This window comes from Kribbella aluminosa (genome assembly GCF_017876295.1).
In the GTDB taxonomy this organism is placed as follows: Bacteria; Actinomycetota; Actinomycetes; order Propionibacteriales; family Kribbellaceae; genus Kribbella; species Kribbella aluminosa.
Genome location: NZ_JAGINT010000002.1, coordinates 611,269 through 635,670 on the forward strand (window position 1 = coordinate 611,269; position 24,402 = coordinate 635,670).

Genomic DNA, 24,402 nt, shown 5'->3' on the forward strand with positions numbered 1-24,402 from the left:
GGCTGCCCGGTTCAAGGGTCGACACCGCAGCAGACAGGAGCACGGATATGAAGCACCGCATCGTCGTCCTCGGCGCCGGGTACTCCGGAGCCATCGCAGCCGGCCGCCTCGCCGCCCGGTTGTACCGCGACGAGGTCACCATCACCCTGGTCAACGCCGAACCCGACTTCGTCGAGCGGATCCGGATGCACGAGCTATCCACCGGCCGCGACCTGAAGCACCGGTCGTACGCCGACCTGTTCGCCGGCACCGGCGTCGACCTGAAGCTCGCGAAGGTCACCGCGGTGGACGTCGAACGCAAGACGGTCGCGCTGGAGTCGGAAGACCTGGAGTACGACACGCTCGTCTACGCGCTCGGCAGCGGCTGGAACTCGCAGGGCGTGCCGGGCGCGGCCGAGCACACGTACCAGATCGCCAGCCGCCCGGGTGCGCTCCGGCTGCGCGAGCGCCTGACTTCGTTGCCGGCCGGCCAACCGGTGACCGTCGTCGGCGGCGGCCTCACGGGTGTGGAGTTCGTGACCGAGCTTGCTGAGTCGCGACCGGATCTCGACGTCGCGCTGGTCGTCCGCGGCGGACTCGGGGACTGGCTGTCACCCAAGGGCCGGCGGCACCTCCGGACGGTCGTCGACCGGCTCGGTATCACCGTCCACGAGAACGCCCGGGTCACCGAGGTCGCCACCGATCACGTAGCGGTCGGCGGTTCGCGGATCCCGAGCGCGGTCACGGTGTGGACGGCCGGATTCGCAGTACACCCGATCGTGCAGGCGACCGCGCTGGAGGTGTCGGACACCGGTCGGATCGTGGTCGACCGCACCATGCGGTCCGTCTCGCACCCGGACGTCTACGCGATCGGCGACGCGGCGTACGCGATGGGCTCGAAGAACAAGCCGTTGCGGATGTCGTGCGCCTCGGGCCAGCCGATGGCGTGGCAGGCCGCCGACTCGATCGCGGCCCGGCTGACCGGTGGCCGGCTCCCGCACGCGCCGCTGGCGTACTTCAACCAGTGCATCTCGCTGGGCCGCAAGGACGGGCTGATCCAGTACGTGACCACCGACGACCGCGCCGTCAACGCGGCGCTCACCGGACGCGTGGCCGCGGTCTACAAGGAGTCGATCTGCAAGGGCGCCGCCTGGAGTGTCGCGAACCCGACGCTCGGCCTGCCGGTCCGGCGCCGGCACGTCGTCCGCGCGGCGGTCCCGTCGCGCGAATGGACTAGCTGATTCGTTCCGGAATGGCCCGTGCCGCCAGGCCACTGCGCGTCCACCCTGGAGGTATGACCAGACTGCAGCCGACCGCCCGGACCTCCCTTCGCCGCTCGAAGGAACGCGCCGCCACGGATCGCCAGGCGCTGTACGACGTACTCCTCGACGGCATGTTCTGCCATCTGGGCGTCGTGGTCGACGGCGATCCGCTCGTACTGCCGACGGCGTACGGCGTGGACCTGGAGCGCGGGCCGGACGGGACGCTGTACCTGCACGGCTCGGTCGCCGCTCGCAGCATGGTCGCCGCCCCGCGGCAGACCGTCTGCGCCACGGTCACGCACGCCGACGGGCTGGTGCTGGCGCGGTCGGCGTTCCACCACTCGGTGAACTACCGGTCCGCGGTGATCTTCGGCGTACCGCGGCTGGTCACCGACCCGGACGAGAAGCTGCACGGCCTGAACCGGATCGTCGACCACCTGGTCCCGGGCCGCTCGCTCGGGTCCCGGCCGCCGAACCGGAAGGAGCTGGCGAAGACGTCCGTCCTCGCTCTCTCGCTGACCGAGGCCTCGGTGAAGACCCGGTCCGGCGGCGCCAACGACGACGAGGAGGACCTCGACCTGCCGTACTGGACAGGTGTCATCCCGCTGCACGTCGTCGCCGGCGAACCGGAGAACAACCCCGACTGCGACCTGCTGGTACCCGCCCACGTCCGCACCCGCGCGAACCTGCTCGGCGCACCGAGTTAAGCCACTGTCCCCTTGTTGTAGTTCTTCTGCGCCCAGAAGTAGCCGACGATCGCGATCACCACGCACCACGCTCCGGCGAGCCAGCCGTTGCCGCTCTCCATCGGCGTCCCCAGCAGCAGGTGCCGCAGGGTGTCGATGATCGGCGTGAACGGCTGGTACCGCGCGAACCAGCGGATGGCGCTCGGCATCGCGTCCAGCGGGATGAACGTGTTGCTCAGGAACGGCAGCAACAGGCTGATCGGCAGGACGACGTTGCTCGCGCCTTCCGGCGTCTTGCTGGTCAGCCCGAGCGCGATCGCGAACCAGGTCAGCCCGATGGTCAGCCCGATCAGCAGCAGAATCGCCAGCAGCCAGTCGCCGACCGACGCGTTCGGGCGGAACCCGATCAGGATCGCGAACCCGACCACGAGCGCCAGGCTGACGATCGTCACCAGCACGTTGCCGAGCACATGCCCGGTGAGGACCGCGGGCCGGAAGATCGCCATCGTCCGGAACCGGGCGACGATGCCCTCGGTCATGTCCGTGCAGACCGCGACCGCGGGCGACATCGTCCCGGACGCGATCGACATCAGCAGAATGCCTGGGGTGAGGAAGTTGATGTACTGCCCGCGCCCGCCGCCGCCACCGAGGCCGTTCGCGAACGTGTCGCCGAAGACCAGGCCGAACAGCAGGATCATGATGACCGGCATCCCGAGGGCGCCGAGGGACAGGCCCGGGTACCGCTGGGCGTGCCGCAGGGTGCGGCGGAGCATCGTCGCGGTGTCTTGGATCGGGTAGCTCATTGTGCTGTGACCTTCTCGGTGGGCTGACCGGTGACGGCGAAGAACACGTCGTCCAGATCAGGGGTGTGGACAGTCAGTTCGTCGACCTCGAGCGAGGCGTCGTCGATCCGGGCCAGCAGGTCGCGCAGCGCGTGCACGCTGCCGTCGTTCGGCACCTGCAGGACCAGGGCTTCGTGGTTCGGTACGGCGGTCGGCAGCACCTGGCCCGCGAGCGTGAACGCCTCGGGGGACGTGAACCGCAGCCGGATGTGCCCGCCGGGTGCGAGCCGCTTGAGCTCTTCCGCCGTACCCTGGGCGACGAGCCGCCCGTGGTCGAGGACGGCGATCCGGTCGGCCAGCTCGTCGGCCTCGTCCAGGTACTGCGTGGTGAGCAGGACCGTGGTGCCGCCGGCGACCAGGTCGCGGATCATCGTCCACATGCTGTGCCGGCTACGCGGATCGAGACCGGTCGTCGGCTCGTCCAGGAAGATGATCCGTGGGCGGCCGACCAGCGTCATCGCCAGGTCGAGCCGGCGCTTCATGCCGCCGGAGTACGTCATCGCCAGCTTCTTGCCGGCGTCGACCAGGTCGAACTGCTCCAGCAGTTCGTCCGCCCGCTGCCGGGCCTCCTGCTTGCCCAGGTGGTACAGGTCGGCCATCAGGATCAGGTTCTCCCGGCCGGTCATCAGGCCGTCGACCGCGGAGAACTGGCCGGTGACGCCGATCGCGGCGCGGACCGCCTCCGGGTCCTGCGCCAGGTCGCGGCCGGCCACCCGGATCTCGCCGGCGTCGGCGGCGGCCAAGGTGGACAGGATCCGGACCACGGTGGTCTTGCCGGCGCCGTTCGGGCCGAGCAGGGAAAAGATGGTGCCTTCGGCAACGTTCAGGTCGATGCCGTCGAGGACGAGTTTGTCGCCGTAGGACTTGCGCAGTCCGCGGACGTCGATTGCTGGTGACATGAGAGGTCCTTGGTTGTTTTCGGGCAGGGCGAACCTGACCCGGGTGGCTTGACGGGTCGTGCTGAGGAGGATTCGGGCGTGCCTGACCGGCCGGGCGCTCAGCCGCGAGCGTCCGGTGGTCTCGAGTTCAGTTAGATGTCGAGGTCCTCGACCGCCGGTTGGTCGGCGGCCTCCTCGACGAGTTCGTAGAGGTCTTCCGGGATCAGCTCGCGGAGCTGGTCGATCGTGTCCACGACGTACAGGCTGGCCTCGCCCTGCGCCATGCTCCACGACTGGTCGGAGCTCCAGTTGCCGACCCAGGAGCGCCAGCCGGTCAGGTAGCGCTCGTCGTCGGCGCCCTGCTTGAACTGGTTGCGGCGGTCGGCGTGCAGGACGAACTTGCCGGTGCGGCTGCGGTAGACCTGGAAGGCCTCGTAGCCGGTGCTGCTCGAGCGGCCGCCTTCGGCGAGCAGTACGCCGGAGAACCGTTGCTTGCGGCCGGTGCCCCGGCCGACCCGCACGGTGATCTCGTCGTACCCCTCGAGCCGGCCTTCCTCCATCTCGACGTACTTGCGCAGGGCGATCGAGATCGCCGAGGACAGGTTGCCGGCGAGCTCCTGCGCCCGCTTGTAGAGCGGCAGGTCGTCGTCGGACACATAGATCGTCTTGTTGGGCATCGCTGTCTCCTCCTACGTAGAACTATACGTACATCTCTCCGCATATGTCTACGTAGAGATGTACGTAGATGTGGAAGCAGGGGACGGCCCTGGTGAACGGTGTGGAAACCAGCTGACTCAAACCTGACTTATCCACAGATTCGAGCCGATTTTGAACACTTTCGGTGGAGAAGTAACGCCCACCCTGGGGATAACTCCACGAAATCGGTGTGCACACCTGGGGACACGGGTGTGGATAACTCGGCGTCCTGCTGACGATGTCCTCGGCCGGACTGCCCGGGTCCCGGCCGAGGTCAGCGAAGTCGAGGAGTCAGACCCACTGGGTGGAGACGACGAAACCGACCGCGATCAGGCCCATGCCGATCAGCAGGTTCCAGTTACCGAGGTCCTTCATCACCGGGATGTTCTGGCCGGCAACGTAGAAGACGACCAGCCAGATGAGACCGAGCAGCCAGCACGCGACCATCAGCGGCGCCACCCAGACGCGTGACTGGGTACGTGGCTTCTTCGGCGTCTTCTCCGCCTTGACCTTCTCGGTCTTCTTCTTGTTGCGACTGCTCGACTCGGGCACGTCTGAACTCCTTGTAAGGACGCATAAGCTGACCGCAGCAGGACCTGTTCGGGTCCGGTCCCGCGCTAGCGTAGTGCAGAGAGCAATCTGGAGATCACGGGTGCGTAGGTTGAGGCGGATTTCACTGTGGCGCGCGGTCGCGCCGGTGGCGCTGATGTGTGCCGGTCTGCTGTTCGCGACGAGTGCCACCAACGCCCGGGGCACCGACCTGCGGCCCAGCCGTAACACTACGCTCGCGGGCCTGGTGGAGGAACAGAGTCGCCGCAGCGCCAGCCTGGTCAAGCAGCACGCGGCCCTGACCCACGACATCGAGGCGTTGCAGGCGCAGCAGGGCTCGATCGACCCGAAGCTCGCCAAGCAGTTCGAGGACCTGTCCGAGCAGGTCGGCACCCGGCCGGTCACCGGCCCCGGTCTGAGCGTGACGCTCCGGGACGCGCCGCCCGAGGTGGTCAAGGACAACCCGGACGTCGACGAGAACTGGCTGGTCATCCACCAGCAGGACATCCAGGCCGTGGTGAACGCGCTCTGGGCCGGCGGCGCCGAGGCGATGACGATCCAGAACCAGCGGGTCATCTCCACCACCGGGGTGAAGTGCGTCGGCAACTCGGTCGTCCTGCACGGCGTCCCGTACCTCCCGCCGTACACGATCTCCGCGATCGGCGACCGGCGGAAGTTGCAGAAGGCTCTCGACGACTCGCAGTACATCCAGAACCTGCACGACTACGTGGTGAAGTTCCAGCTCGGGTACGACGTGAAGAACGACTCGTCGCTGCAGATGCCGGCGTACGAAGGCACCCTGGACCTGCAGACGGCGACCGTGCCCGGGTTCCCGCGCACTCCTTCGGTCAGCCCCACCGTCACCGGGCGGTAGTTGTCGGGGAGCTGACACAATGGACGGCATGCCGCGGATCCTCGTCGTCGACAACTACGACTCGTTCGTTTACAACCTGGTGCAGTACCTGCAGCAACTGCGGGCCGACACCACGGTGCTGCGGAACGACGAGGTGAATCCTGAGCAGGCCGCCGAGTTCGACGGTGTGCTGCTGTCCCCCGGCCCTGGTACGCCGGAAGAGGCTGGTGCCTGCGTCGACATCGTCCAGCAGAAGGGCGGCGAGGTCCCGATCTTCGGGGTCTGCCTCGGTCTCCAGGCGATCGGCGTCGCGTACGGCGGGGTCGTCGGGCGCGCGGACGAGCTGCTGCACGGGAAGACCAGCCAGGTGTTCCACCAGGGCGCCGGCGTACTGTCCGGGCTCCCGTCGCCGTTCACCGCCACCCGGTACCACTCGCTGGCGATCGCCGAGGACAGCGTGCCGGACGTGCTCGAGGTGACCGCGCGCACGGGGGCCGGCGTGATCATGGCGGCCCGGCACCGCGACCTGCCGGTCGAGGGCGTGCAGTTCCACCCCGAGTCCGTGCTCACCGAGGGCGGCCACCGGATGCTCGCGAACTGGCTGACGACCTGCGGCGACCCGGACGCGGTCGCCAACTCCGCCGGCCTCGCCCCCGTGGTCAGCTGACCCAGCACAGCAGAACCCCGTCGAGGCGATCGCCTCGACGGGGTTCTGTGCGTTCAGGACTGCTCAGCCGCCCGGGATCGTGATGACCGGCGTGCTCGGCCCGCCGCTCGGGTTGTCCGTCGGGGTCGAGGACGGCGGCGCGGTCGGCTGCAGCTTGTTCACCGTCAGAATGATCAGCTTGCCCTTCGGCGCCTTGGTGCCGGCCTTGATGGACTGCTGCAGTACGGCGCCGTCGGCCGCGTTCTGGTCGTTGCCCAACGTCTGTCCGACCCGGAAGCCGGCCTGCTCGAGCGTCACCTTCGCGTCGTTGAACGTCTGCGTGACGACGTCCGGGACGTCGACCTGCACCACACCGCTGGAGACCGTCAAGGTGAACTCGGTGCCTGGCGGGTACTGGCTGCCCGGGTCCGGGCTGACCGCGATCACGGTGCCCTTCTTCTGGTCGCTGTCCTGCTCGACTGCCTGGGACTTGACGGTGAACTGGCCGTTGGCGCTCTCGATCTGCTTGCGGGCCTTGGACTCCGACATCCCGATCACGTCCGGCACCGGGTAGGTGTTCTTCCCGCCGGACACCACCACGGCCACGGTCGAGCCCGGGTCCGCCTCGGTGCCGGCATCCGGCGTCTGGCGGATGATCAGGCCGCGGCCGACCGAGTCGCTCTTCTCCGTGGTCGAGGTGACCTTCAGGTTCTTCGCCGCCAGCAGCTGGGTCGCCGCGACCAGCGACTTGTTGCCGAGATCGGGCACCTGGACCTTCGCGGGCGGCGTGTTCGACGTCGTCGGACCACCGGCATTGTTGTTGTTGTACTTCGAGTACAGCGCGTAGGCGCCGATCGCGATCGCCACGATCGCCAGCCCGAGCAGGAAGTACGCCAGGCCGCGGTTCCGCCGGGAGCGGGGCTCGTCGCCCTCCTCCAGGTCGTCGCCGCCCGGCGGCAGCAGGTCGTTGCCGCCGGTCTGCCGGAGCTGCTGGGTGGCGGCCGTCGGCGCCAGCTGGGTCGGCTGCAGCTGCCGGGTCTCCGCGACCGCGGACATCGGCGCGGTCACCTGCTGGCCGGCCAGCACCCGGTGGATGTCGGCGCGCATCTCGGACGCGCTCTGGTACCGCTCCTCGCGGTTCTTCGCCAGCGCCTTCAGGACGACCGCGTCGACCTCCGGCGGGATGTCCGGGTCGAACGAGGACGGCGGCAGCGGCTGCTCCCGGACGTGCTGGTACGCCACCGAGACCGGGGACTCGCCGACGAACGGCGGCCGGCCGGTGAGCAGTTCGTACAGCAGGCAGCCGGTCGAGTACAGGTCGGAGCGGGCGTCCACGGTCTCGCCGCGGGCCTGCTCCGGGGACAGGTACTGCGCGGTGCCGATCACGGCCGCGGTCTGGGTCATCGTGGAGGACGTGTCGGCGACCGCGCGGGCGATCCCGAAGTCCATCACCTTGACCTGGCCCTGCGGGGTCAGCATCACGTTCCCGGGCTTGATGTCGCGGTGCACGATGCCGGCCCGGTGGCTGTAGTCGAGCGCCTCGAGCACACCGGACGTGATCTCCAGCGCGCGCTCCGGCATGATCTTGCGGCCCTCGCGGATCAGGTCGCGCAGCGTCTTGCCGGTGACCAGCTCCATCACGATGTACGGGATCGTGACGCCGGAGCCGTTCGGATCCGGTTCCTCGCCGGTGTCGTAGACCGAGACGATCGTCGGGTGGTTCAGCGAGGCGGCCGACTGGGCCTCCCGCCGGAACCGCGCCTGGAACGTGGCGTCGCTGGCCAGGTCGACCCGCAGCCGCTTGATCGCGACGCTCCGGCCGAGCCGGTTGTCCAGGCCCCTGCGGACCTCGGCCATACCGCCGCGGCCGAGCGGCTCGCCTTCTTCGTACCGGCCGCCGACGAGACGTGCCTGCGATGTCATGACCCAGCCTTCCAACCTGTCCGGAAAAACACACTCAACTTGCCCAAGGTAGCGATCGCCACACCTGGGACCCCGTTGGAAAGACGCACCGTGGTCGCATCATTCCGTATCGTCCTCATTGGCTTCTCATTGGCCCAGCACCGCCTCCATCACCTTTTTGGCGATCGGAGCGGCCAGCGTGCCACCGGCGACATCGGTGCGCGGGACGTTCGCGTCCTCGATCAGCACCGCCACCGCGACCTTCGGATCGTTCGCCGGCGCGAACGCGGTGAACCAGGCGAACGGCGGGCGGTCCTTCGACGTCTGCGCCGTACCGGTCTTGCCGGCCACCTGGACGTTGCTGATCCGGCCCGGCTTGCCGGTGCCGTTGTTGACCACGTCGACCATCATCGCGGTCAGCTGGCTCGCGACCTGCGGAGTGACCGCCTGGTGCAGCGACTCCGGCTTGGTCTCCGAGACCGTCTTCAGGTCCGGGGTCTGCACGTTCTGGACCAGGTACGGCTTCATCACCTCGCCCTTGTTCGCGATCCCGGCCGCCACCATCGCCATCTGCAGCGGGGTGGCCTGGACGTCGAACTGGCCGATCGCGGACTGTGCGGTCTGCGGCTCGTTCGGGTCGCCGGGGAACTGGCTGGTGGCCACGCCCGGCAGATCGATCATCGGACGGGAGCCGAAGCCGAACTTCGCCGCCTGCGCGTTCAGCGCGCCCGCGCCGAGGTCCAGGCCGACGGAGCCGAACGCCGTGTTGCACGAGTAGCGCAGCGCGATCGTCAGCGTCGCGTTGTTGCTGCCGCCGCAGTTCTTGTTGTCCTCGTTCACCAGCGGGACGGTGGTCTGCGGGAGTGGCAGCTGGGCCGGCGAGTTCACCTTGGTGTCCGGCGTGTACTTGCCGCTCGACAGCGCGGCCGCCGCGGTGACCAGCTTGAACGTCGAGCCCGGCGGGTACAGCTCCTGGACCGCGCGGTTCGACGTCGGCTTGTTCTTGTCCGCGTTCAGGCTCTTCCACGCCGCAGCCACCTTGTTGGTGTCGTGCGAGGCCAACAGGTTCGGGTCGTACGACGGCCGGGTCGCCATCGCCAGGATCCGCCCGGTCTTCGGCTCGATCGCCACCACCGCACCGGTCTTCCCGGCGAGGCCGTCGTACGCCGCCTGCTGGGCCGCCGCGTTAAGCGTGAGCGTCACGCTGCCGCCCTGCTGCGGGCGGTTGCTGATCACGTCGATGATCCGCCGGAACGCCATCGACGGGTCCGAGCCGTTCAGCTCGGAGTTCATCGTCAGCTCGATGCCGCCGCGGCCGAACAGGTACGAGTAGTAGCCGGTCACCGGCGCGTACACCGGACCGGAGGGGTACTTGCGCTGGTACTTGAACCGGTCGTTCGACGGATCGCTCTTGGCGATCGGGGTACTGCCGATCAGGATCGGCCCGCGGTTCACCGAGAACTGCGAGTCCCGGACCCGGTTGTTGTCGTTGCGGCCGTTGATCTCGTTCGCCCGGAACGCCTGCAGGTACGTCGAGTTCGCCATCAGCGCGAGCATCAGGATGATGGCCGCCACGGCCAGTCGTCGGATCGCCGAGTTCACTGCTTCTGCACCGCCATCGCGATCGTTTCGTCGGACACTGGAGCGGCCGGGGTCTGCGGCCGCCGGGCCTGGTCGCTGATCCGCAGCAGCAGCGCGATGATCGCCCAGTTCGCGACCAGCGACGTACCACCGAGGGCCATGAACGGCGTGGTCAGACCGGTCAGCGGGATCAGCCCGGTGACGCCGCCGACGATCACGAACACCTGTAGCGCGAACGACATCGCCAGACCGGTCGCGAGCAGCTTGCCGAAGATGTCCCGGCAGCCGAGCGCGGTCCGCAGGCCGCGCTCGATGATCAGCGTGTAGACCAGCAGGATCGCGATCAGTCCGGCGAGCCCGAGCTCCTCGGCGAACGACGAGATGATCATGTCGCTCTGCGCGAACATCGTGGTCTCGGGGTGACCCTGGCCGAGGCCGCGACCGAGGACACCGCCCCACGCCTGACCCATCAGGCCGACCTTGATCTGGCCGCCGTCGATCGCCCACGGGTTCAGCCAGTCGGTGAACCGGCGGTGCACGTGGCCGATCGTCGCGTACGCGAAGTACCCGCCGCCGGCGAACAGCACACCACCGATGAGCAGCCACCCGGCGCGCTCGGTGGACACGTACAGCAGGAACAGGAACAGGCCGAAGAACAGGAACGACATCCCGAGGTCGCTCTCGAACACGAGCACGAGCAGGCTGGCCAGCCAGGCGATCAGGACCGGCCCGAGATCGCGGGCGCGCGGCAGGTCCAGCCCGAGGAAGCGGCGGCCTGCCAGGGTGAGGACGTCGCGCTTCACGACCAGGTAGCCGGCGAAGAAGATGACCAGGCAGACCTTCGCGAACTCGCCGGGCTGGAACGACATGCCGGCGACCCGGATCCAGATCGGGGCGCCGTTGACGTTCGCGCCGAGGCCGGGGACGAGCGGCAGCACGAGCAGGACCAGACCGGTCAGACCGAGGGTGTAGGTGAAGGCCTGCAGCCGGCGATGGTCGCGGATCACCAGGATCACCACCAGGAACAGCACCACCCCGACTGCCGTCCAGGTGATCTGCTGCGACGCCGCGGGCGCCTTCGGGACCTTGCCCCTCGCCTGGGCGACGATCGCCAGCCCGAGGTCGATCCGGTGGATCATCGCGACGCCGAGACCGTTCAGCAGGACGGCGCACGGCAGCAGCACCGGGTCCGCGTACGGCGCCCGGTACCGGAGTACGAGATGCGCGATCAGCGCGAGCAGCCCGATGCCGGCGGCGTAGTACCCGGTGCTGGCCGGGACCGAGTTCTGGACCGTGATGCCGACGTTCACGTAGGCCGCGACCGCGACCGCGACGGCGATCACGAGCAGCAGCAGCTCCACCCCGCGCCGGGTGCGCGGGATGATCTGGATGACGGACGTGGACGCGATACTCATCGGACCCCGTCGCAGTCGTCGGGGTCGACCTTCGTGCTCGGTGTCGACGTCGGCGTCGCAGTCGGTCTGGTGGTCGGCGGCACCGTGGCCGGCGGCTTCGAGACCGGCACCGTCGTGGACTGCTTGACGGTCGGCTTCACAGTCGGCTTCACAGTCGGCTTCGCGGTCGGTTTGGGGGTCGGCGTCGGCTTGGCCTTCGCGGCGCATTGGGCGGCGGTCTGCTCCAGCTGGGCGACGATCGACCGGGCCCCGGCCAGGTTGTCCGCCTGGATGTTGCCCTCCACCTGTTGGCGGCTGTACGTCGGCAGCTTGTCCACCTGCAGCGATTGCCGCTCGTACACCTGCGACAACGACAACCCGGGCAGGTCCGCCTCGACGCCCTTGAAGATCGCCACGTAGTCGCCGTCGGAGCCGACGTAGTACTGCTTCTGGGTCCAGCTGTACCCGAACCAGCCGCCGCCGACGAGCACCGCCAGTACGACGACCAGGATGGCGATCCGCCGCGGCCAGAGGAACCGCTTCGGCGGACGCGGTGCGTACCGCAGCTCTTCCGGGTCGACCGCGGCACCGTGGCCACCGCCGCCTCCGCTGCCGTCACCCAGGACGCCGGCTGCGACCGTCTGCTCGGCGCGACCGGTGCTGCCCTGGGCGAGCTCGGCGGCGGCGCCGACCAGCTGCGGCTGGACTCCGCTCGCGGGCTCGGTCTCGACGACGTCCGCCACCACACAGGTGACGTTGTCGTTCGAGCCGGCCCTCGAGCGCGTGCGTGATCAGCTCCACCACGACCGAGTCCGGCGTACCGGACGACATCGAGGCGGCGATCACCTCGTCGCTGACGTAGTCGGGCAGGCCGTCGCTGCACAGCATCAGCCGGTCGCCGGCCTCGACGTCGAGCATCTTCAGGTCGGGATCGGAGTCCGGGCGGCCGTCCAGCACCCGGAGGATCAGGTTCCGGTGCGGGTGCGTGAAGGCCTCCTCCTGGGAGATCCGGCCCTCGTCGACCAGCGACTGGACGAACGTGTGGTCGTGGCTCAGCTGGTACAGCTGCCCGTCGCGCAGCCGGTACGCCCGGGAGTCGCCGAGATGCGCCAGCCCGAGCTGCTTGCCGTCGAACATCAGCGCGGTGACCGTCGAGCCCATGCCCTCGCGCTCGGGGTCCTCCTCGACCAGCTCGGAGAGCCGCTCGTTCGCGCGGTGCACGGCGCCGGCCAGCGCCTCGATCATGTCCTCGCCGCCGATCTCCGCGGTGTCCAGGCGGCGGATCACCTGGACCGCGGCGGCACTGGCCACCTCACCGGCGGCCGCGCCGCCCATTCCGTCGGCGAGCAGCAGCAGGTGCGGACCGGCGTACGCCGAGTCCTCGTTGTTGCGGCGCACCCGTCCGACGTCGGAAAGGGTTGCGTAGTCGAGCGACAGGGTCATCGAGGCAGGCCTACTTCGCGATGTTCAGCGTCGTCCGGCCGATCCGGATCGAACCGCCGATCTCGGCCGGGACCGGGCGGGTGACCCGCTGGCCGTCCAGGTACGTGCCGTTGGTGGAGCCGAGGTCCTCGACCCACCACTGGCCCTCGGACAGGAACAGCCGGGCGTGCCGGGTGGAGGAGTAGTCGTCGTCCAACCGGATCTGGCAGTCCGAACCACGACCGATGATCACCGGCTCGTCGACCAGCGACGCGCCGACCCCGGCCTGCGGACCGTCCGCGATGCTCAGCGACCCGGGCAGGCCCTTGCGCTTCTTGGCCGGCTTCGCGGGCTTCGGCGTCCGGGTGGTCTGCGGTGCGACGGCGGCCGCCGCCGGCCTGTCCACCTTGGCACCGAACAGGTCCGACCTGATCACGGACAGCACTGCGAGGACGAACATCCACAACAGGGCCAGGAACCCCAGTTTGATCAGGGTCAGGGTCAGTTCCGACATGGAAGGTCAGTCACCACCCGCTGCTCGGCGGCTGGGCCATCGGCTCGTCCGCGAGACGCAGGGTCATGGTCGTGTTGCCGATCCGGACGGTGGAGCCGTCGACCAGCTCGGCCTCGGCGGCCCGGCGGCCGTTCACCAGCGTGCCGTTGGTGGAGCCGAGGTCGACCAGCACCACCCGGATACCGCCGGGGCCTTCGGGCATCAGCCGGATCTCGGCGTGCCGCCGGGAGACGCCCGGGTCGTTGATCTGGATGTCCGCGTCGGTACCGCGGCCGAGCACCACACCGGGCGGGTTGACCGGGCGGCGACGGCCGTTCACCTCGAGCATCACCTGCGGGTGTCCGCGGCGCGGCTGCTGCTGCGGGGGCTGCGGAGGCTGCTGCGGCTGGTACTGCGGGGCAACCGGCGGCGGGTTCGGCGGCACGTAGGGCTCCTGCTGGTAGGGCTGGGGCTCGGGCTGCTGGTACTGGTCCGGCCGCCGCTGGGGCGTCCCGGCCGTCTCGCTGACCACCCGGAACTTACCGGTCGGCAGATCATCCTGCTGGACCAGCTCGATGTCGATGGGTCCGGAGAACGTGTACCGCTGGATGTCCGCGTGGTCCCGCAGCTCGTTGGCGAGCTCGTGGTTCAGGGTCCGGCCGTAGGCGTTCAGCCGCTCGAAGTCGTCCGGGCCGAGCTCGATGGTGAAGTGGTTCGGCACCAGCCGGCGGTCCCGGGACAGGATCCGCGCGGTGTTGTCGATCTCACGCTTGAGAGCCGCCGCGAGCTCGATCGGCTCCACGTCGCCCTTGAAAGCGCGCGCGAAGACACCGCTGACAATGCCTTCCAGGCGTCGCTCGAAGCGCTGTAGCGGTCGCACGCCTCCTCCTCCACCGTCGGTACGCCATCTGTCGTCCACCGGTCGTGGCGGACACACCGGGTACGACGATCGATCGTATCGGGAGGTTCGACCGAACCCGCAATGTGAAGCACCGGTACAACCCGTGCTACTGTTCCTTCTCGTCGCCAGGAGATCATCTCAGGCGGCTGCGCGCGGGTGGCGGAATAGGCAGACGCGCACGGTTCAGGTCCGTGTGCCCGAAAGGGCGTGGGGGTTCAACTCCCCCCTCGCGCACAACGAAGTCCCGGTCGATCTCGACCGGGACTTTTGCGTTGCCGGGGGATTTCATCCTTTCGGAGGAGCAGGTCGTCGTACCGGCGTACAACTCGTAAATTTCTGCAGAGTGTCCGGGCCTGGCCTGATGGCTGATGTCGTGGGTCCGCCGTTGGATTGACGCGGACCACGCGGTCCCGGTGGGAGAGTTCTGCGCATGGAACAAGCGCTGGAGCTCGTCGGCCTGACCAAGGTGTTCGGGGAACAACGGGCCGTCGACGATCTCAGTCTGAGCGTGCCGGCCGGGTCGTTCTTCGGCATGCTCGGGCCGAACGGGGCCGGGAAGACGACGTCGCTGTCGATGGCCGTCGGGCTGCTCCGGCCCGACGGCGGTACGGCGCGGATCTTCGGCGTGGACGTGTGGCGCGAGCCGACGCAGGCGAAAGCGCTGGTCGGGGTGCTGCCGGACGGGCTCGCGATGCCCGAACGGCTGACCGGGCGGGAGGTGCTCACGTACCTCGGCTTGCTCCGCGGACTGCCCGAGGACGAGGTACGGCGGCGCGCGGCCGAGCTGCTGGAGGTGCTGGAGCTCGATCACGAGGACGACAAGCAGGTGATCGGCTACTCGACCGGGATGCGGAAGAAGCTCGGGCTCGCGGTCGCGCTCCTGCACGCGCCGCGGCTGCTGGTGCTGGACGAGCCGTTCGAGGCGGTCGACCCGGTGTCGGCGGCAACCATCAGGACGATCCTGCACCGGTTCATCGCCGGCGGCGGGTCGGTGGTGATCTCGAGCCACGTGATGGCCCTGGTGGAGCAGCTGTGTGACCGGGTCGCAGTGGTCGCGGACGGGAAGGTCGTTGCCGCGGGCACCGTTTCGGAGGTGCGGGCGGGCGGCAGCCTGGAGGACGCGTTCGTGTCGCTGGTCGGCGCGTCGACGCGTGGTGCCGAGGGGCTGACGTGGCTCTCGCACTGACGTACTCCACCTCGAACACGCTGGTCCGGATGCGGCTGGCCGCGTTCCGGCACGCGCTCCGCGACCAGTTCCGGCGGTCGTGGATCGTCACCGGCGGGCTGGTCGGGCTGGCGCTCGCGGGCGGCACGATCTGGGTCGCGGCTGCCGGCAAGGACGACGTACTGGTTGTCGTACTCGGCGTCTGGATGCTGGGCTGGGTGATTGGCCCGCTGTTCGCCGGCGGTGGTGACGAGACGCTCAAGCCGGAGTACTTCACGATGCTGCCGTTGTCGCCGCGGACGCTGTCCACCGGGCTGGTGGTGGCCGCGCTGGCCGGTGTGGCCCCGGTCATCAGCCTGATCGCACTGGTCAGCCTTGTCGTTGCGAGCGGCGGCGTCGTCGCGGGACTCGTTGCGGTGCCCGCGCTGTTGCTGCAGTTGTTCTGCTTCGTCCTGGCGTCGCGGCTCGCTGTCGCGGTGTACGGCGTACTCCTGCAGGTGCGGGCCGGTGCGGTGATCGCCGCGCTGGTCAACGCGTTCATCCTGGCGTTCACGGCGCAGGGGTGGGCGTTGATCGCTGCGTTCGTGTCGACCGACGTACAGGGCACGATCGCGCGTGCCGCCCGGATTGCGCCGTCCGGTTGGGGTTTCGACGCAGTACAGGCAGCAGGGCGTGGTGACTGGTTGCAGGTCGTCGGGCTGCTGCTGGCGCTCGTAGTACTTGCTGTAGTGATGCTGTTCGCGTGGTCGGCGCTGCTGGTACGCCGTACTACCGCAGCGCGGGCAGGGGGTAAGCCGCGGCGGCTGCTGACCGCCAAGACGCCACAGGGCGCTGCGGCGGCCAAGGAGATCCGCTCGTGGAGCCGGGACCTGCTCTACGGTCACAAGGCGGTGTTCTCGATCGCGTACGGGCTGTTCTTCTGCCTGATGCCGCTGGCGATCGGGATGAGGTCGATGCTCCCCTGGGCAGGTCCGGCGGCGGTCGTGATGGCGGGGTCGATGTGCGCCAACCTGTACGGCGCGGACGGTACGGCGTACTGGACGACGCTGATGACGCCTGGTTCCAGCCGGGCGGATGTCCGTGCGCGGCAGCGGGGGTTCCTGCTCGTGTTCGGGCCGGCGACGTTGCTGATCACCTTGCTGCTGACGTCGTGGTCAGGCGTGACCAGTGCTTGGCCGCTGGTGATGAGCGTGCTGCCAGCGCTGCTAGGTGGTGCGGCTGGCCTGGTGGTGGCCTGCTCGGTGTACGCCGCCGTACCGACGACCGATGCGCACAAGCGGTCCGGTAACCCGCTCAACTCGGGTGAGAACGAGGGCGAGACGATGGGCGTCGTCTACGTGATGTTTGTGCTGGTCGCGACGACCTGTGCGCCGGCCCTGATCGTGGCGCTCTACCTGGGGTGGTGGGGCGTGCCGCTGGGCGTCCTGTCCGGCGTGCTTGCCTGGTGGTACTTCGGTCGCGTCGCAGCCCGTCGGTTGGACAGGCGCGGCCCGGAGCTCCTCACGCTGCTCAGACACGGCCGGTCGCCCGCGGAGCAGGCCAAAAAGACCGCGGGCTTCGATGCGCTCCCGAAGTGGCGTCGTGCGTTGGCCGGCATCTGCCTGGGGTTCGGGGCGATCCCGTTGTTCCCGCAGGCCGTCGTACCGGCGATCATCAAACTGACCGGCAGTCACAGCACCAAGTCATGGTTCCTGGCCCTCTACCAGGACGGTCCGTGGCAGTGGGTCGTGATCGTGCTGATGGCCGCGGTGGGGTTGTCGATGTACGCGTACGGCGGGCTTACCTACTACTACGCGAAGAAGCGCGCTCCGGGTGTGCAGATCGCGGCAGCCGCAGGGTAGGCGAGCCGCGGTGTTTGCCGCTCCGGGCGGTGGCGGCGACGGTGCGGTGGTTGCGCAGCATCCAGATCGCGACGGCGGCCGCGGCGATCAGGCCGGCGATCCCGGCGTAGTCGGTCATGGTCATCATCGGTCTCTTCTCCAGGGCGGTTGGCGCAGTGCTGTTCGCAAACCCACCCCTCCAGCCCGATCTGGGGCGGCGAGTTCCGCTGGCGTCTTGACTGGAAAGTGACGGGAGCTCAGCTGGTCTGTGATGGCACGAATGGGTCGTGGCTCTTCAGTGCCATTGGGAAAGCGCTCGCTTCCTGATGAGTAAGGCTGTTAGGTGGGTGCATGCAGGACGGTTCGTTGCTCGACGCGCACGAGGAGCACACGTACCGGCTGCTGGTCGGCCTGTCCGCCGCGCGGGCCGCGGAGCTTGCCGAGGTCGCCGAGCTGCCGCCGCAGGAGACCGACGAGGTGCTGCAGCGGTTGCAGGCGAAGGGGCTCGTGTCGGTGCAGCCCGCCGATGAGCCGGTGTTCCGGCCGCTGCCGCCGGATGTCGCGTTCGGTACGACGCTGCTCCGCCGTCAGGAGTCGCTCGAGGCCGCCCGGAAGACGGTGGCCGCGCTCAGCGAGGAGTTCCGGGCCGGCGCCGGCCGCCGCGACGCGCACCACCTGGTCGAGGTCATCATCGGCGCCACCACCCTCCGCGAACGGCTGCGCGACCTGCAGAACTCGGCCCGCGAGGAGATCCTCTGGTTCTGCCGCGCGAACCCGCTGGCGATGCAGGGCGCCGACAACACCGAGGAGTACGGCGCACTCTCCCGCGGCGTGCGCTACCGGGCGATCTACGAGCGGGCGCTGATCGAGACCCCGGGCGAACTGGACTCGATCGCGGAGGGCGTCAGCTGGGGCGAAGAGGCCCGGGTCGTACCGACGCTCCCCGTGCGAATCGCGATCGTCGACCGGCGGACGGCGATCTGCCCGCTGGTGCGCGACGACGAGAGCATCGGTGAGCCGTCGGCCGCGATCATCAGCCGCGGACAGTTGCTGGACGCGTTGCTGGCGCTCTTCGAGAGTTACTGGGAGCTCGCGACGCCGGTCCGGCTGCAGCCGGAGGACGCCGAGCAGACGGAGGGGCTGGACGACTCGGAGCGGCTGCTGCTCTCGTTGCTGGTCGGTGGCGTGCCGGACAAGTCGATCGCCAACCAGCTGGGCATCAGTCGCCGTACCGTCCAGCGCCGTCTCGATCGCCTGATGTCCATCGCCGGCGTCGACACCCGCACCGGCCTCGCCTTCCAAGCGGCGAAACGCGCCTGGATCTAACCCGCTGCGTCCGAAGAACTGAGGGTGCGCACCCGCAGTTCTTCGGACGCAAGCGGGCTACTTGATGCCGTAGGCGCGGATCACGGTCTGGGTGATCTTCGCGCCGTTCGGGCCGGTCGCTTCGACCCTGAGGGAGACGGTGTCGTGGGCGTTGGGGACTACCGCCACGTAGTGGCCGGCGGCACCGACGGTGAGGAGTTTCTGCCAGGTCTTGCCTTCGTCGAAGGAGGACCAGACCTGGAGCGAGGTGGCGCGAGGAGACTCGAAGCCGATGACGTGGGTACGGGCGGCGACCCGGCCGGTCAGGTCTACCGGGACCTTGTAGTCGATCTGCTGCAGTGCGAGCGGGACCGCCTTGTCCTCCGGTTGCTTGGACGAGCGGAACTCCCATGAGGTCTGCGTACGCGTCCCCCAGTTCCACTCGCCGTCCTCGTCGATGCGTGCGGTCGACAGATCCAGCTTGTACGCCGCGTCGGCGCTCGTCGTGATCACGTCCGCCCACGCGTTCGGCATGTCGGCGACGACCTTCCCGTCGCGGGACAGCGTCGCCGACGCGGACGTCGTCTCGCCGCGCGTGTAGTGCCCGTCCGCGTCCACGAACGCCGGGATCCGGAGCGACAGCCGGTCACCGGTACGGGTCGACGGCACACCAGGCGCGGCAGCCGGCCGTACCACTGGTCCGAACCACGTCTCGTCCGACTTCGCCGACCGGTAGCTCTGCGGCACCGACGTCATCCCGCCGCCGAGCGGGTTCATGGTGTCCCACGTGTACAGATGGTGCACCCGGTGCTGCCAGAGCGAGTCACCCGAGGTCACCCACTCCTCTCGCACCTTGGGCGTCTCGACGAACCGCTGCGAGTCGTTCCAGGAGTACTCCTGCCACGGGCGCCAGCCGAACCGCTGCTCCTTGGCCCAGTTGAACCCGCCGTTGTCGGCGTACCGCGTGGTGATCCGGGCGCTGTTCGCGGGGGTCACCTTGTAATCGATCTTCGCCGGGATCGCGCCGGTCGACACCTGCTGTACGTCGTACAGGTACGGGCTGGAGGTGGTCAGCGTCAGGTCGATCGAGGCGCCGCCGCGCTTGGCCCGGTCGAGGAGCTTCTGGCCGTCCTTGACCGTCGTCACCATCGCCGGGATCGGCAGCCGGTCACCGGTCGGGCGCCACACCGTCCACGCGGTCCAGTCGGCCGGCCGGATCAGGACGACCGCCGCCGCACCGGCTGCCGCGGCCGCGTCGATCTCCGCCCGCTCGCTGTCCGACGGCAGCACGACCAGCGCGCCCTTCGCGTCCTGCAGCGAGGCCGCCAGCCGGAACCGCTTCTTCCCGTCGTACGCCGGTGACTGGCCGAGCAGGTTGATGTCCAGCGGCCCGGGTACGCCGGGCACGGACGCCTGCACCATCGGCGCGACCAGTTGCCAGCGGGAGGAGAACTCGAAGGTGCCGTCCTTGACCGGCTTGGTCGGTGTCACGTTGACCTTCTGGACCGTGCTGAAGTGCATGACACCGTGCGCGATCGACCGGCCGTTGCCGTAGACCCGGTGGACGTAATAGCTGAGCACCGCCTGCTGCTCGGACGGTTTCGGTGTCTCGATCGTGATCGGCACCGCCTTCCGGGCGTCGATGACGATGTCGGTGTCCTTGTTGATCACGACGTCCGGATCGGTGACCAGGCTGGCCTGCTCGTTCTGCGGGTCGTTGTGCTCGACCAGCGCGTGCATCAGGTAGGTGCCCTCTTCGACCTCGGCGGTGTACGTCTGACCGTCGCGGAGCCATGCCAGTACGTCGGACCGCGAGTTGTCGCCGTACAGCGAGAACACCGGGACACCGGTCGGCTTGCCGTCCATGTCGACGGCGCGGAACGTGACCTTGTGCTTCGGCCCGGACCGGAGCGTGCCGACCGCGGTGTGGGTGACGACGCCGTCAGGCCCGGTGGCGACGACCCAGCCGCTGTACTGCCCGCGGCCGACCTGCGCCGGGTCCAGCGCCAGCGGTACGTCGGCGGTGCCGTGCGCGGGCACCGTCACCGTGCCGGGGACCGTGAAGCCGGCGGTCGTCGGCTTGCCGCTGTCCAGGTTCGTGATCTGGGCGGCGAGGTTCAGCGTGACCGCGTTGTCGGCGTCGTTCCGGTACGTGATGGTCCGGGTCGTCGGGTCGGTCGTGGTCTGCAGACCGAAGTCCGCGACCCCGCTCGCGGTCACCTTCTGCGCGACGGCGCGAGTCAGGTCGACGCGACCGGCGCCCTGCTGGTAGACGGTCTGGTCCGGCTGCGTCTTCGCCGTACTGACCAGCGCGTTCTTCAGCTGGTCGGCCTTCCAGTCCGGGTGCTGCTGGGCGAGGAGCGCGGCGGCACCGGCGACGTGCGGCGTTGCCATCGACGTACCGGAGGCGGCCGTGTAGAGCTCGTCGACCGGGTCGCCCATCACGGTGCCGGCGGCCCGGGCGGCGATGATGCCGACGCCGGGCGCGGTGATCTCCGGCTTCAGGCCCGAGTCGCCGAGGCGAGGCCCGCGGCTGGAGAAGTCGGCAAGCTTGTCCTGCCGGTCGACGGCGCCGACGGTCAGCGCGGCGGCGGCAGCGCCCGGCGTACCGACCGACTCGTCCCGGCCCTCGTTGCCGGCCGCAACCACGAACAGCGTGCCGGTCTGTGCGGTGATGTCGTTGACCGCCTGGCTGAGCGGGTCGGTGCCGTCGGTGGCGTCGCCGCCGAGGCTCATGTTGACGACCTTCGCGCCCTGATTGGCGGCCCACTCCATCCCGGAGATGATCCAGGAGTCGTAGCCGTACCCGTCGTCGCCGAGCACCTTGCCGATCAGCAGGTCGGCCTTCGGCGCGACGCCCTTGCGGGTACCGCCGGCGCCCGCACCGGTGCCGGCGATCGTCGCGGCCACGTGCGTACCGTGGCCGAAGTGGTCCTCGGTACCGCTCGGGCTGCCGGAGAAGTCCTGGCTCTCCTTGACCTTGCCCTGCAGATCCGGGTGCGTCGCGTCGATGCCGGTGTCCAGTACGGCGACCTCGACCCCGGACCCCTCGTAGCCGGCCTTCCAGGCGTCCGGGGCACCGATCTGCGGGACGCTCTTGTCCAGTACAGGCTTGACCTTGCCGTCCAGCCAGATTTTGGTGACGCCGCTGGCCAGGCTCCGTTGACCGTCGGCGGGCTTCAGCGATTTCCACAGCGCCGGGAGCTGGTCCTTCGCGGCCTCGACGGCGCGGCCGCCGATCGACGGCAGCTGCCGGGTGGTCGTCGTACCGGTCAGGTTCTGCGCTGCCCGGAGTCCGGGCGTGTCCTTGACGATCAGCGGGAGGTCGGCGGATTCGCCGTACCCGTCCGCGATCAGCTCGTCGACGTCGAACAGGTTCGCGTCCAGGACGCCGGTGGAGATGTACGGGACGGCGTCGCTCGGCAGCACCCGCAGGCCGCCGTCGGCCTCGACGGTGTGGAACGAGACGCCTTCGCGGCCCGCGGCCGGGTGCACGGTGGCGGCCTTCCGGCCACCGCCGGCGTCGGTCACTTCGACGACGTCACCGGTGATCAGCGTGACCGTGGAGGTCTTGGCGGGTGTTCCGCTCGCGGACGGTGGCGGGGCGGCGGCGGCCGGGATCACCGTCGCCGCGCCGAGGGCAAGGACCGCCGCTGTGGTCAGCGCGGCGATCCGTCGGGGGGAGGACATGGGCAATTCTCCTTCGGGCGGCCGAACAGCCTTCGGACAGAGTTTGCAATCAGGTCACGGAAATCCGCCCTGTCCATCACTGCCGTCCCTGCGCCATGTCGCAGACACGCCAGATCCGGCAGCATCGGGCCATGACCGCACAGCAACTCGTACGCAGGTGGGCATGGGTCGGCACGTTGGTGGTCGGCGCCGGGTTGTACCTCGCTGTGCTGGTGGTGCTCACCGACACCGGGAATCCGAATCTGTTCCCGACGATGATCCTGCTCGGCGCGCTCGTGGTCCCGCTGACGTTCGTGACGTTCGCGGCCGGCCGGTCCGGGCGGTGGCTGATCGACGGGCCGACGCTCGGCGGCTGCCTGCTGTTCGGCGGCGTGGTCGGCGTGGTGGTGGCCGGCCTGCTCGAGTACGACGCCATGCGCCGGCTCGGGACGCTGCCGATGGTCGGGGTGGGCCTGATCGAGGAGGCGGCCAAGCTCGTCGTACCGGCGGTCCTGGTGGTGTTCTTCGGACATCGGTACCGGGTCTCGATCGGCGGCGGGATCGTGATCGGGATCGCGGTCGGCACCGGGTTCGCCGTACTGGAGACCATGGGATACGCGTTCGTCGCGCTGCTGCAGTCCGGCGGGAACGTCGGCGCCGCGGAGCAGACGCTGTTCATCCGCGGCCTGCTCTCCCCGGCCGGGCACGCCGCGTGGACCGGTCTGACCTGCTGGGGACTGTGGCGGTTCGCGATCGCGCCGACCGGCCGGCACTTCGCCGGTTTCCTCGGGATGTACGTGCTGGCGGTCGCCCTGCACACGATCTGGGACGGCATCGGCGGCCGGATCACGTACGCCGTGGTCGGCGCGATCTCGATCGGTCTGCTGCTGTACGGCCTCAAGCGCGCCCAGCGCACCGACCAGCGACCGGCCCTCGGGTATGGACAAGACGTGTCGAAATGAGTACGGTCCGTAACGGCGTCCGCCCGACGCCGCCTTGTCGGTGAGGTGCCGCCCGCCAGTGGTACCTCGCTGGTAGGTGGGCAGAGCAGGCTGCGGCGGTACGTCACGGCCTGATGGGGGCCCGCTTGCCCAGGTGGGGTGCTGAACGACACTCACTCCTTCAGCACCCCACCGGTTCAACTCTTCACCTGGTGTTTGTTAGGTCGCCCGGGAAGCTGGGCAGACTGACCTGCGTCCCCGGTCCCCAACCGCCCCTGGGAGTAGCCGTGCAACGACTCTTGCGTCCGGCGCTGCTCGTCACCGCCGTACTAGCGCTCCTCGGCTTCGGCATCACCCCGTCGAACGCCGCCACCACGATCACCGTCGCCACCGCGATCGGCCAACAGGACAACTCGACCGCATCGGTCACCGGGTACGTCGTCGGGCAGCCGACCGCGACCAGCACCGTTGTCCGCAGCAACTTCCCGAACGACTACGCACTGGCGCTCGCCGACTCGGCGTCCCAGACCAGTACGTCGTCGATGCTCTACGTGCAGATCCCGACCTCGTTCCGCGCGTCGTACGGCCTGCAGAGCAACCCGAGCCTGCTCGGTCAGCAGATCACCGTCACCGGTGCGCTGTCGGCGTACTTCTCGCATCCCGGAGTGAAGAACGCGACCGCCTTCACCGGCGGGGGTGGCTCCCCGGACCCCGGGCCGGATCCGGGTGACTACTACGCCGGTGCCGCGGGCAAGACCGGTGCCGCGCTGAAATCCGCGCTGCACACGATCATCTCGCAGCAGACCAAGCTCACCTACGACCAGGTCTGGGACGCGCTCAAGGTCACCGACCAGGACCCGAACAACAGCAGCAACGTCATCGAGGTCTACTCCGGCCGCTCGATCCCGAAGAGCAGCCAGGGCAGCGGCGTGGACGACTGGAACCGTGAGCACGTCTGGGCCAAGTCGCACGGCAACTTCGGCACCGCGACCGGCCCCGGCACCGATATCCACCACCTGCGGCCCGAGGACGTCTCGGTGAACTCGGCGCGCGGCAACCTCGACTTCGACAACGGCGGTACGGCGGTTGCCCAGTGCACCGGTTGTACGGCGGACGCGGACTCGTTCGCGCCCCGCCCGGCGGTCCGCGGCGACGTCGCCCGGATGATCTTCTACATGGCCGTCCGGTACGAGGGCGACGACGGGTTCGCGAACCTGGAGCTGGACGACAAGGTCGGCAACGGCACCGCGCCGTACATCGGCAAGCTCTCGGTGCTGAAGGCGTGGGCGGCGGCCGACCCGCCGGACGCGTTCGAGAAGAACCGCAACGAGGTCATCTACAGCCAGTTCCAGCACAACCGGAACCCGTTCATCGACCACCCCGAGTGGATCAGCTCGATCTGGCCGTGAGGTCCTGAA

20 protein-coding genes and 1 tRNA gene are annotated in these 24,402 nt (G+C 69.1%); 10 read left to right on the top strand and 11 right to left on the bottom strand.

Translation table 11 applies throughout. From position 1 onward, the window contains the following. Nucleotides 1–47: 47 nt before the first annotated feature. Both JOF29_RS24325 and JOF29_RS24330 read left to right on the top strand, forming a co-directional pair. The gene (locus JOF29_RS24325) at nt 48–1,220 is read left to right on the top strand and encodes an NAD(P)/FAD-dependent oxidoreductase (protein WP_209696776.1); all 1,173 of its coding nucleotides are present in this window, start codon (nt 48–50) and stop codon (nt 1,218–1,220) included. Between the two features lie 53 nt (nt 1,221–1,273). After that, a complete protein-coding gene (locus JOF29_RS24330) occupies nt 1,274–1,948 on the top strand; it encodes a pyridoxamine 5'-phosphate oxidase family protein (RefSeq protein WP_209696777.1) in 675 nt (224 codons plus the stop codon). Here the strand turns inward: JOF29_RS24330 and JOF29_RS24335 are convergent. From JOF29_RS24335 to JOF29_RS24350, 4 genes are all read right to left on the bottom strand, one after another. Continuing rightward, the gene (locus JOF29_RS24335; protein WP_209696778.1) at nt 1,945–2,730 is read right to left on the bottom strand and encodes an ABC transporter permease; all 786 of its coding nucleotides are present in this window, start codon (nt 2,728–2,730) and stop codon (nt 1,945–1,947) included. The two genes, JOF29_RS24330 and JOF29_RS24335, sit on opposite strands and share 4 nt — an antisense overlap. Next, the gene (locus tag JOF29_RS24340) at nt 2,727–3,668 is read right to left on the bottom strand and encodes an ATP-binding cassette domain-containing protein (RefSeq protein ID WP_209696779.1); all 942 of its coding nucleotides are present in this window, start codon (nt 3,666–3,668) and stop codon (nt 2,727–2,729) included. The genes JOF29_RS24335 and JOF29_RS24340 overlap by 4 nt, the downstream gene beginning before the upstream one ends. 131 nt (nt 3,669–3,799) lie before the next feature. Next, nucleotides 3,800–4,324 carry an EXLDI protein gene (locus JOF29_RS24345; protein WP_209696780.1) on the bottom strand — a complete coding sequence of 175 codons (525 nt, stop codon included), beginning with the start codon at nt 4,322–4,324 and terminating at the stop codon, nt 3,800–3,802. A gap of 310 nt (nt 4,325–4,634) precedes the next feature. Continuing rightward, nucleotides 4,635–4,895, bottom strand: coding sequence for a cell division protein CrgA (locus JOF29_RS24350; protein WP_209696781.1), 261 nt, complete (start codon nt 4,893–4,895; stop codon nt 4,635–4,637). Between the two features lie 100 nt (nt 4,896–4,995). Here JOF29_RS24350 and JOF29_RS24355 point away from each other — a divergent pair, with 100 nt between their 5' ends. Both JOF29_RS24355 and JOF29_RS24360 read left to right on the top strand, forming a co-directional pair. Then, complete coding sequence (locus tag JOF29_RS24355) at nt 4,996–5,766, top strand: DUF881 domain-containing protein (protein WP_209696782.1); 771 nt, start codon at nt 4,996–4,998, stop codon at nt 5,764–5,766. 28 nt (nt 5,767–5,794) lie between these two features. Beyond that, on the top strand, nt 5,795–6,412 hold the full coding sequence (locus JOF29_RS24360; protein ID WP_209696783.1) for an aminodeoxychorismate/anthranilate synthase component II: 618 nt from the start codon (nt 5,795–5,797) through the stop codon (nt 6,410–6,412). 63 nt (nt 6,413–6,475) lie between these two features. Here JOF29_RS24360 and pknB read toward each other — a convergent pair whose 3' ends face one another. The 6 genes from pknB to JOF29_RS24390 all read right to left on the bottom strand — a co-directional run bounded on the left by pknB (nt 6,476) and on the right by JOF29_RS24390 (nt 14,063). After that, entirely contained in the window at nt 6,476–8,314 is a 1,839-nt protein-coding gene (pknB, locus tag JOF29_RS24365) for a Stk1 family PASTA domain-containing Ser/Thr kinase (protein ID WP_209696784.1), read from the bottom strand. A 126-nt stretch (nt 8,315–8,440) separates the two neighbouring features. Continuing rightward, entirely contained in the window at nt 8,441–9,895 is a 1,455-nt protein-coding gene (locus JOF29_RS24370) for a peptidoglycan D,D-transpeptidase FtsI family protein (protein WP_209696785.1), read from the bottom strand. Further along, nucleotides 9,892–11,289: an FtsW/RodA/SpoVE family cell cycle protein gene (locus JOF29_RS24375; protein ID WP_209696786.1), complete on the bottom strand. Its 1,398-nt coding sequence runs from the start codon at nt 11,287–11,289 to the stop codon at nt 9,892–9,894. The genes JOF29_RS24370 and JOF29_RS24375 overlap by 4 nt, the downstream gene beginning before the upstream one ends. Before the next feature lie 594 nt (nt 11,290–11,883). Further along, nucleotides 11,884–12,711 carry a PP2C family protein-serine/threonine phosphatase gene (locus tag JOF29_RS43500; protein ID WP_245359419.1) on the bottom strand — a complete coding sequence of 276 codons (828 nt, stop codon included), beginning with the start codon at nt 12,709–12,711 and terminating at the stop codon, nt 11,884–11,886. 10 nt (nt 12,712–12,721) lie between these two features. Continuing rightward, on the bottom strand, nt 12,722–13,204 hold the full coding sequence (locus tag JOF29_RS24385; RefSeq protein WP_209696787.1) for an FHA domain-containing protein FhaB/FipA: 483 nt from the start codon (nt 13,202–13,204) through the stop codon (nt 12,722–12,724). Nucleotides 13,205–13,214: 10 nt separating this feature from the next. Further along, nucleotides 13,215–14,063, bottom strand: a complete 849-nt coding sequence (locus JOF29_RS24390; RefSeq protein WP_209696788.1) for an FHA domain-containing protein — start codon at nt 14,061–14,063, stop codon at nt 13,215–13,217. A 171-nt stretch (nt 14,064–14,234) separates the two neighbouring features. Here JOF29_RS24390 and JOF29_RS24395 point away from each other — a divergent pair. From JOF29_RS24395 to JOF29_RS24410, 4 genes are all read left to right on the top strand, one after another. Continuing rightward, nucleotides 14,235–14,318: transfer RNA gene (locus JOF29_RS24395), tRNA-Leu, on the top strand. Between the two features lie 196 nt (nt 14,319–14,514). Next, nucleotides 14,515–15,270, top strand: a complete 756-nt coding sequence (locus JOF29_RS24400; protein WP_209696789.1) for an ABC transporter ATP-binding protein — start codon at nt 14,515–14,517, stop codon at nt 15,268–15,270. Further along, nucleotides 15,255–17,090: a hypothetical protein gene (locus JOF29_RS24405; RefSeq protein WP_209696790.1), complete on the top strand. Its 1,836-nt coding sequence runs from the start codon at nt 15,255–15,257 to the stop codon at nt 17,088–17,090. Before JOF29_RS24400 ends, JOF29_RS24405 begins: the two co-directional genes overlap by 16 nt. 330 nt (nt 17,091–17,420) lie before the next feature. Next, on the top strand, nt 17,421–18,395 hold the full coding sequence (locus tag JOF29_RS24410; protein ID WP_209696791.1) for a helix-turn-helix domain-containing protein: 975 nt from the start codon (nt 17,421–17,423) through the stop codon (nt 18,393–18,395). A gap of 57 nt (nt 18,396–18,452) precedes the next feature. Here the strand turns inward: JOF29_RS24410 and JOF29_RS24415 are convergent, their stop codons facing one another. Continuing rightward, nucleotides 18,453–22,064: a S8 family serine peptidase gene (locus tag JOF29_RS24415; protein ID WP_209696792.1), complete on the bottom strand. Its 3,612-nt coding sequence runs from the start codon at nt 22,062–22,064 to the stop codon at nt 18,453–18,455. A gap of 131 nt (nt 22,065–22,195) precedes the next feature. Between JOF29_RS24415 and JOF29_RS24420 the strand changes: the two genes are divergently transcribed. Together JOF29_RS24420 and JOF29_RS24425 are read left to right on the top strand one after the other, a co-directional pair. Further along, the gene (locus tag JOF29_RS24420; RefSeq protein ID WP_209696793.1) at nt 22,196–23,005 is read left to right on the top strand and encodes a PrsW family glutamic-type intramembrane protease; all 810 of its coding nucleotides are present in this window, start codon (nt 22,196–22,198) and stop codon (nt 23,003–23,005) included. Nucleotides 23,006–23,271: 266 nt separating this feature from the next. Further along, nucleotides 23,272–24,393 (top strand): endonuclease, encoded by a 1,122-nt coding sequence (locus JOF29_RS24425; RefSeq protein WP_307863647.1) that lies wholly within the window; start codon nt 23,272–23,274, stop codon nt 24,391–24,393. Nucleotides 24,394–24,402: the final 9 nt, after the last annotated feature.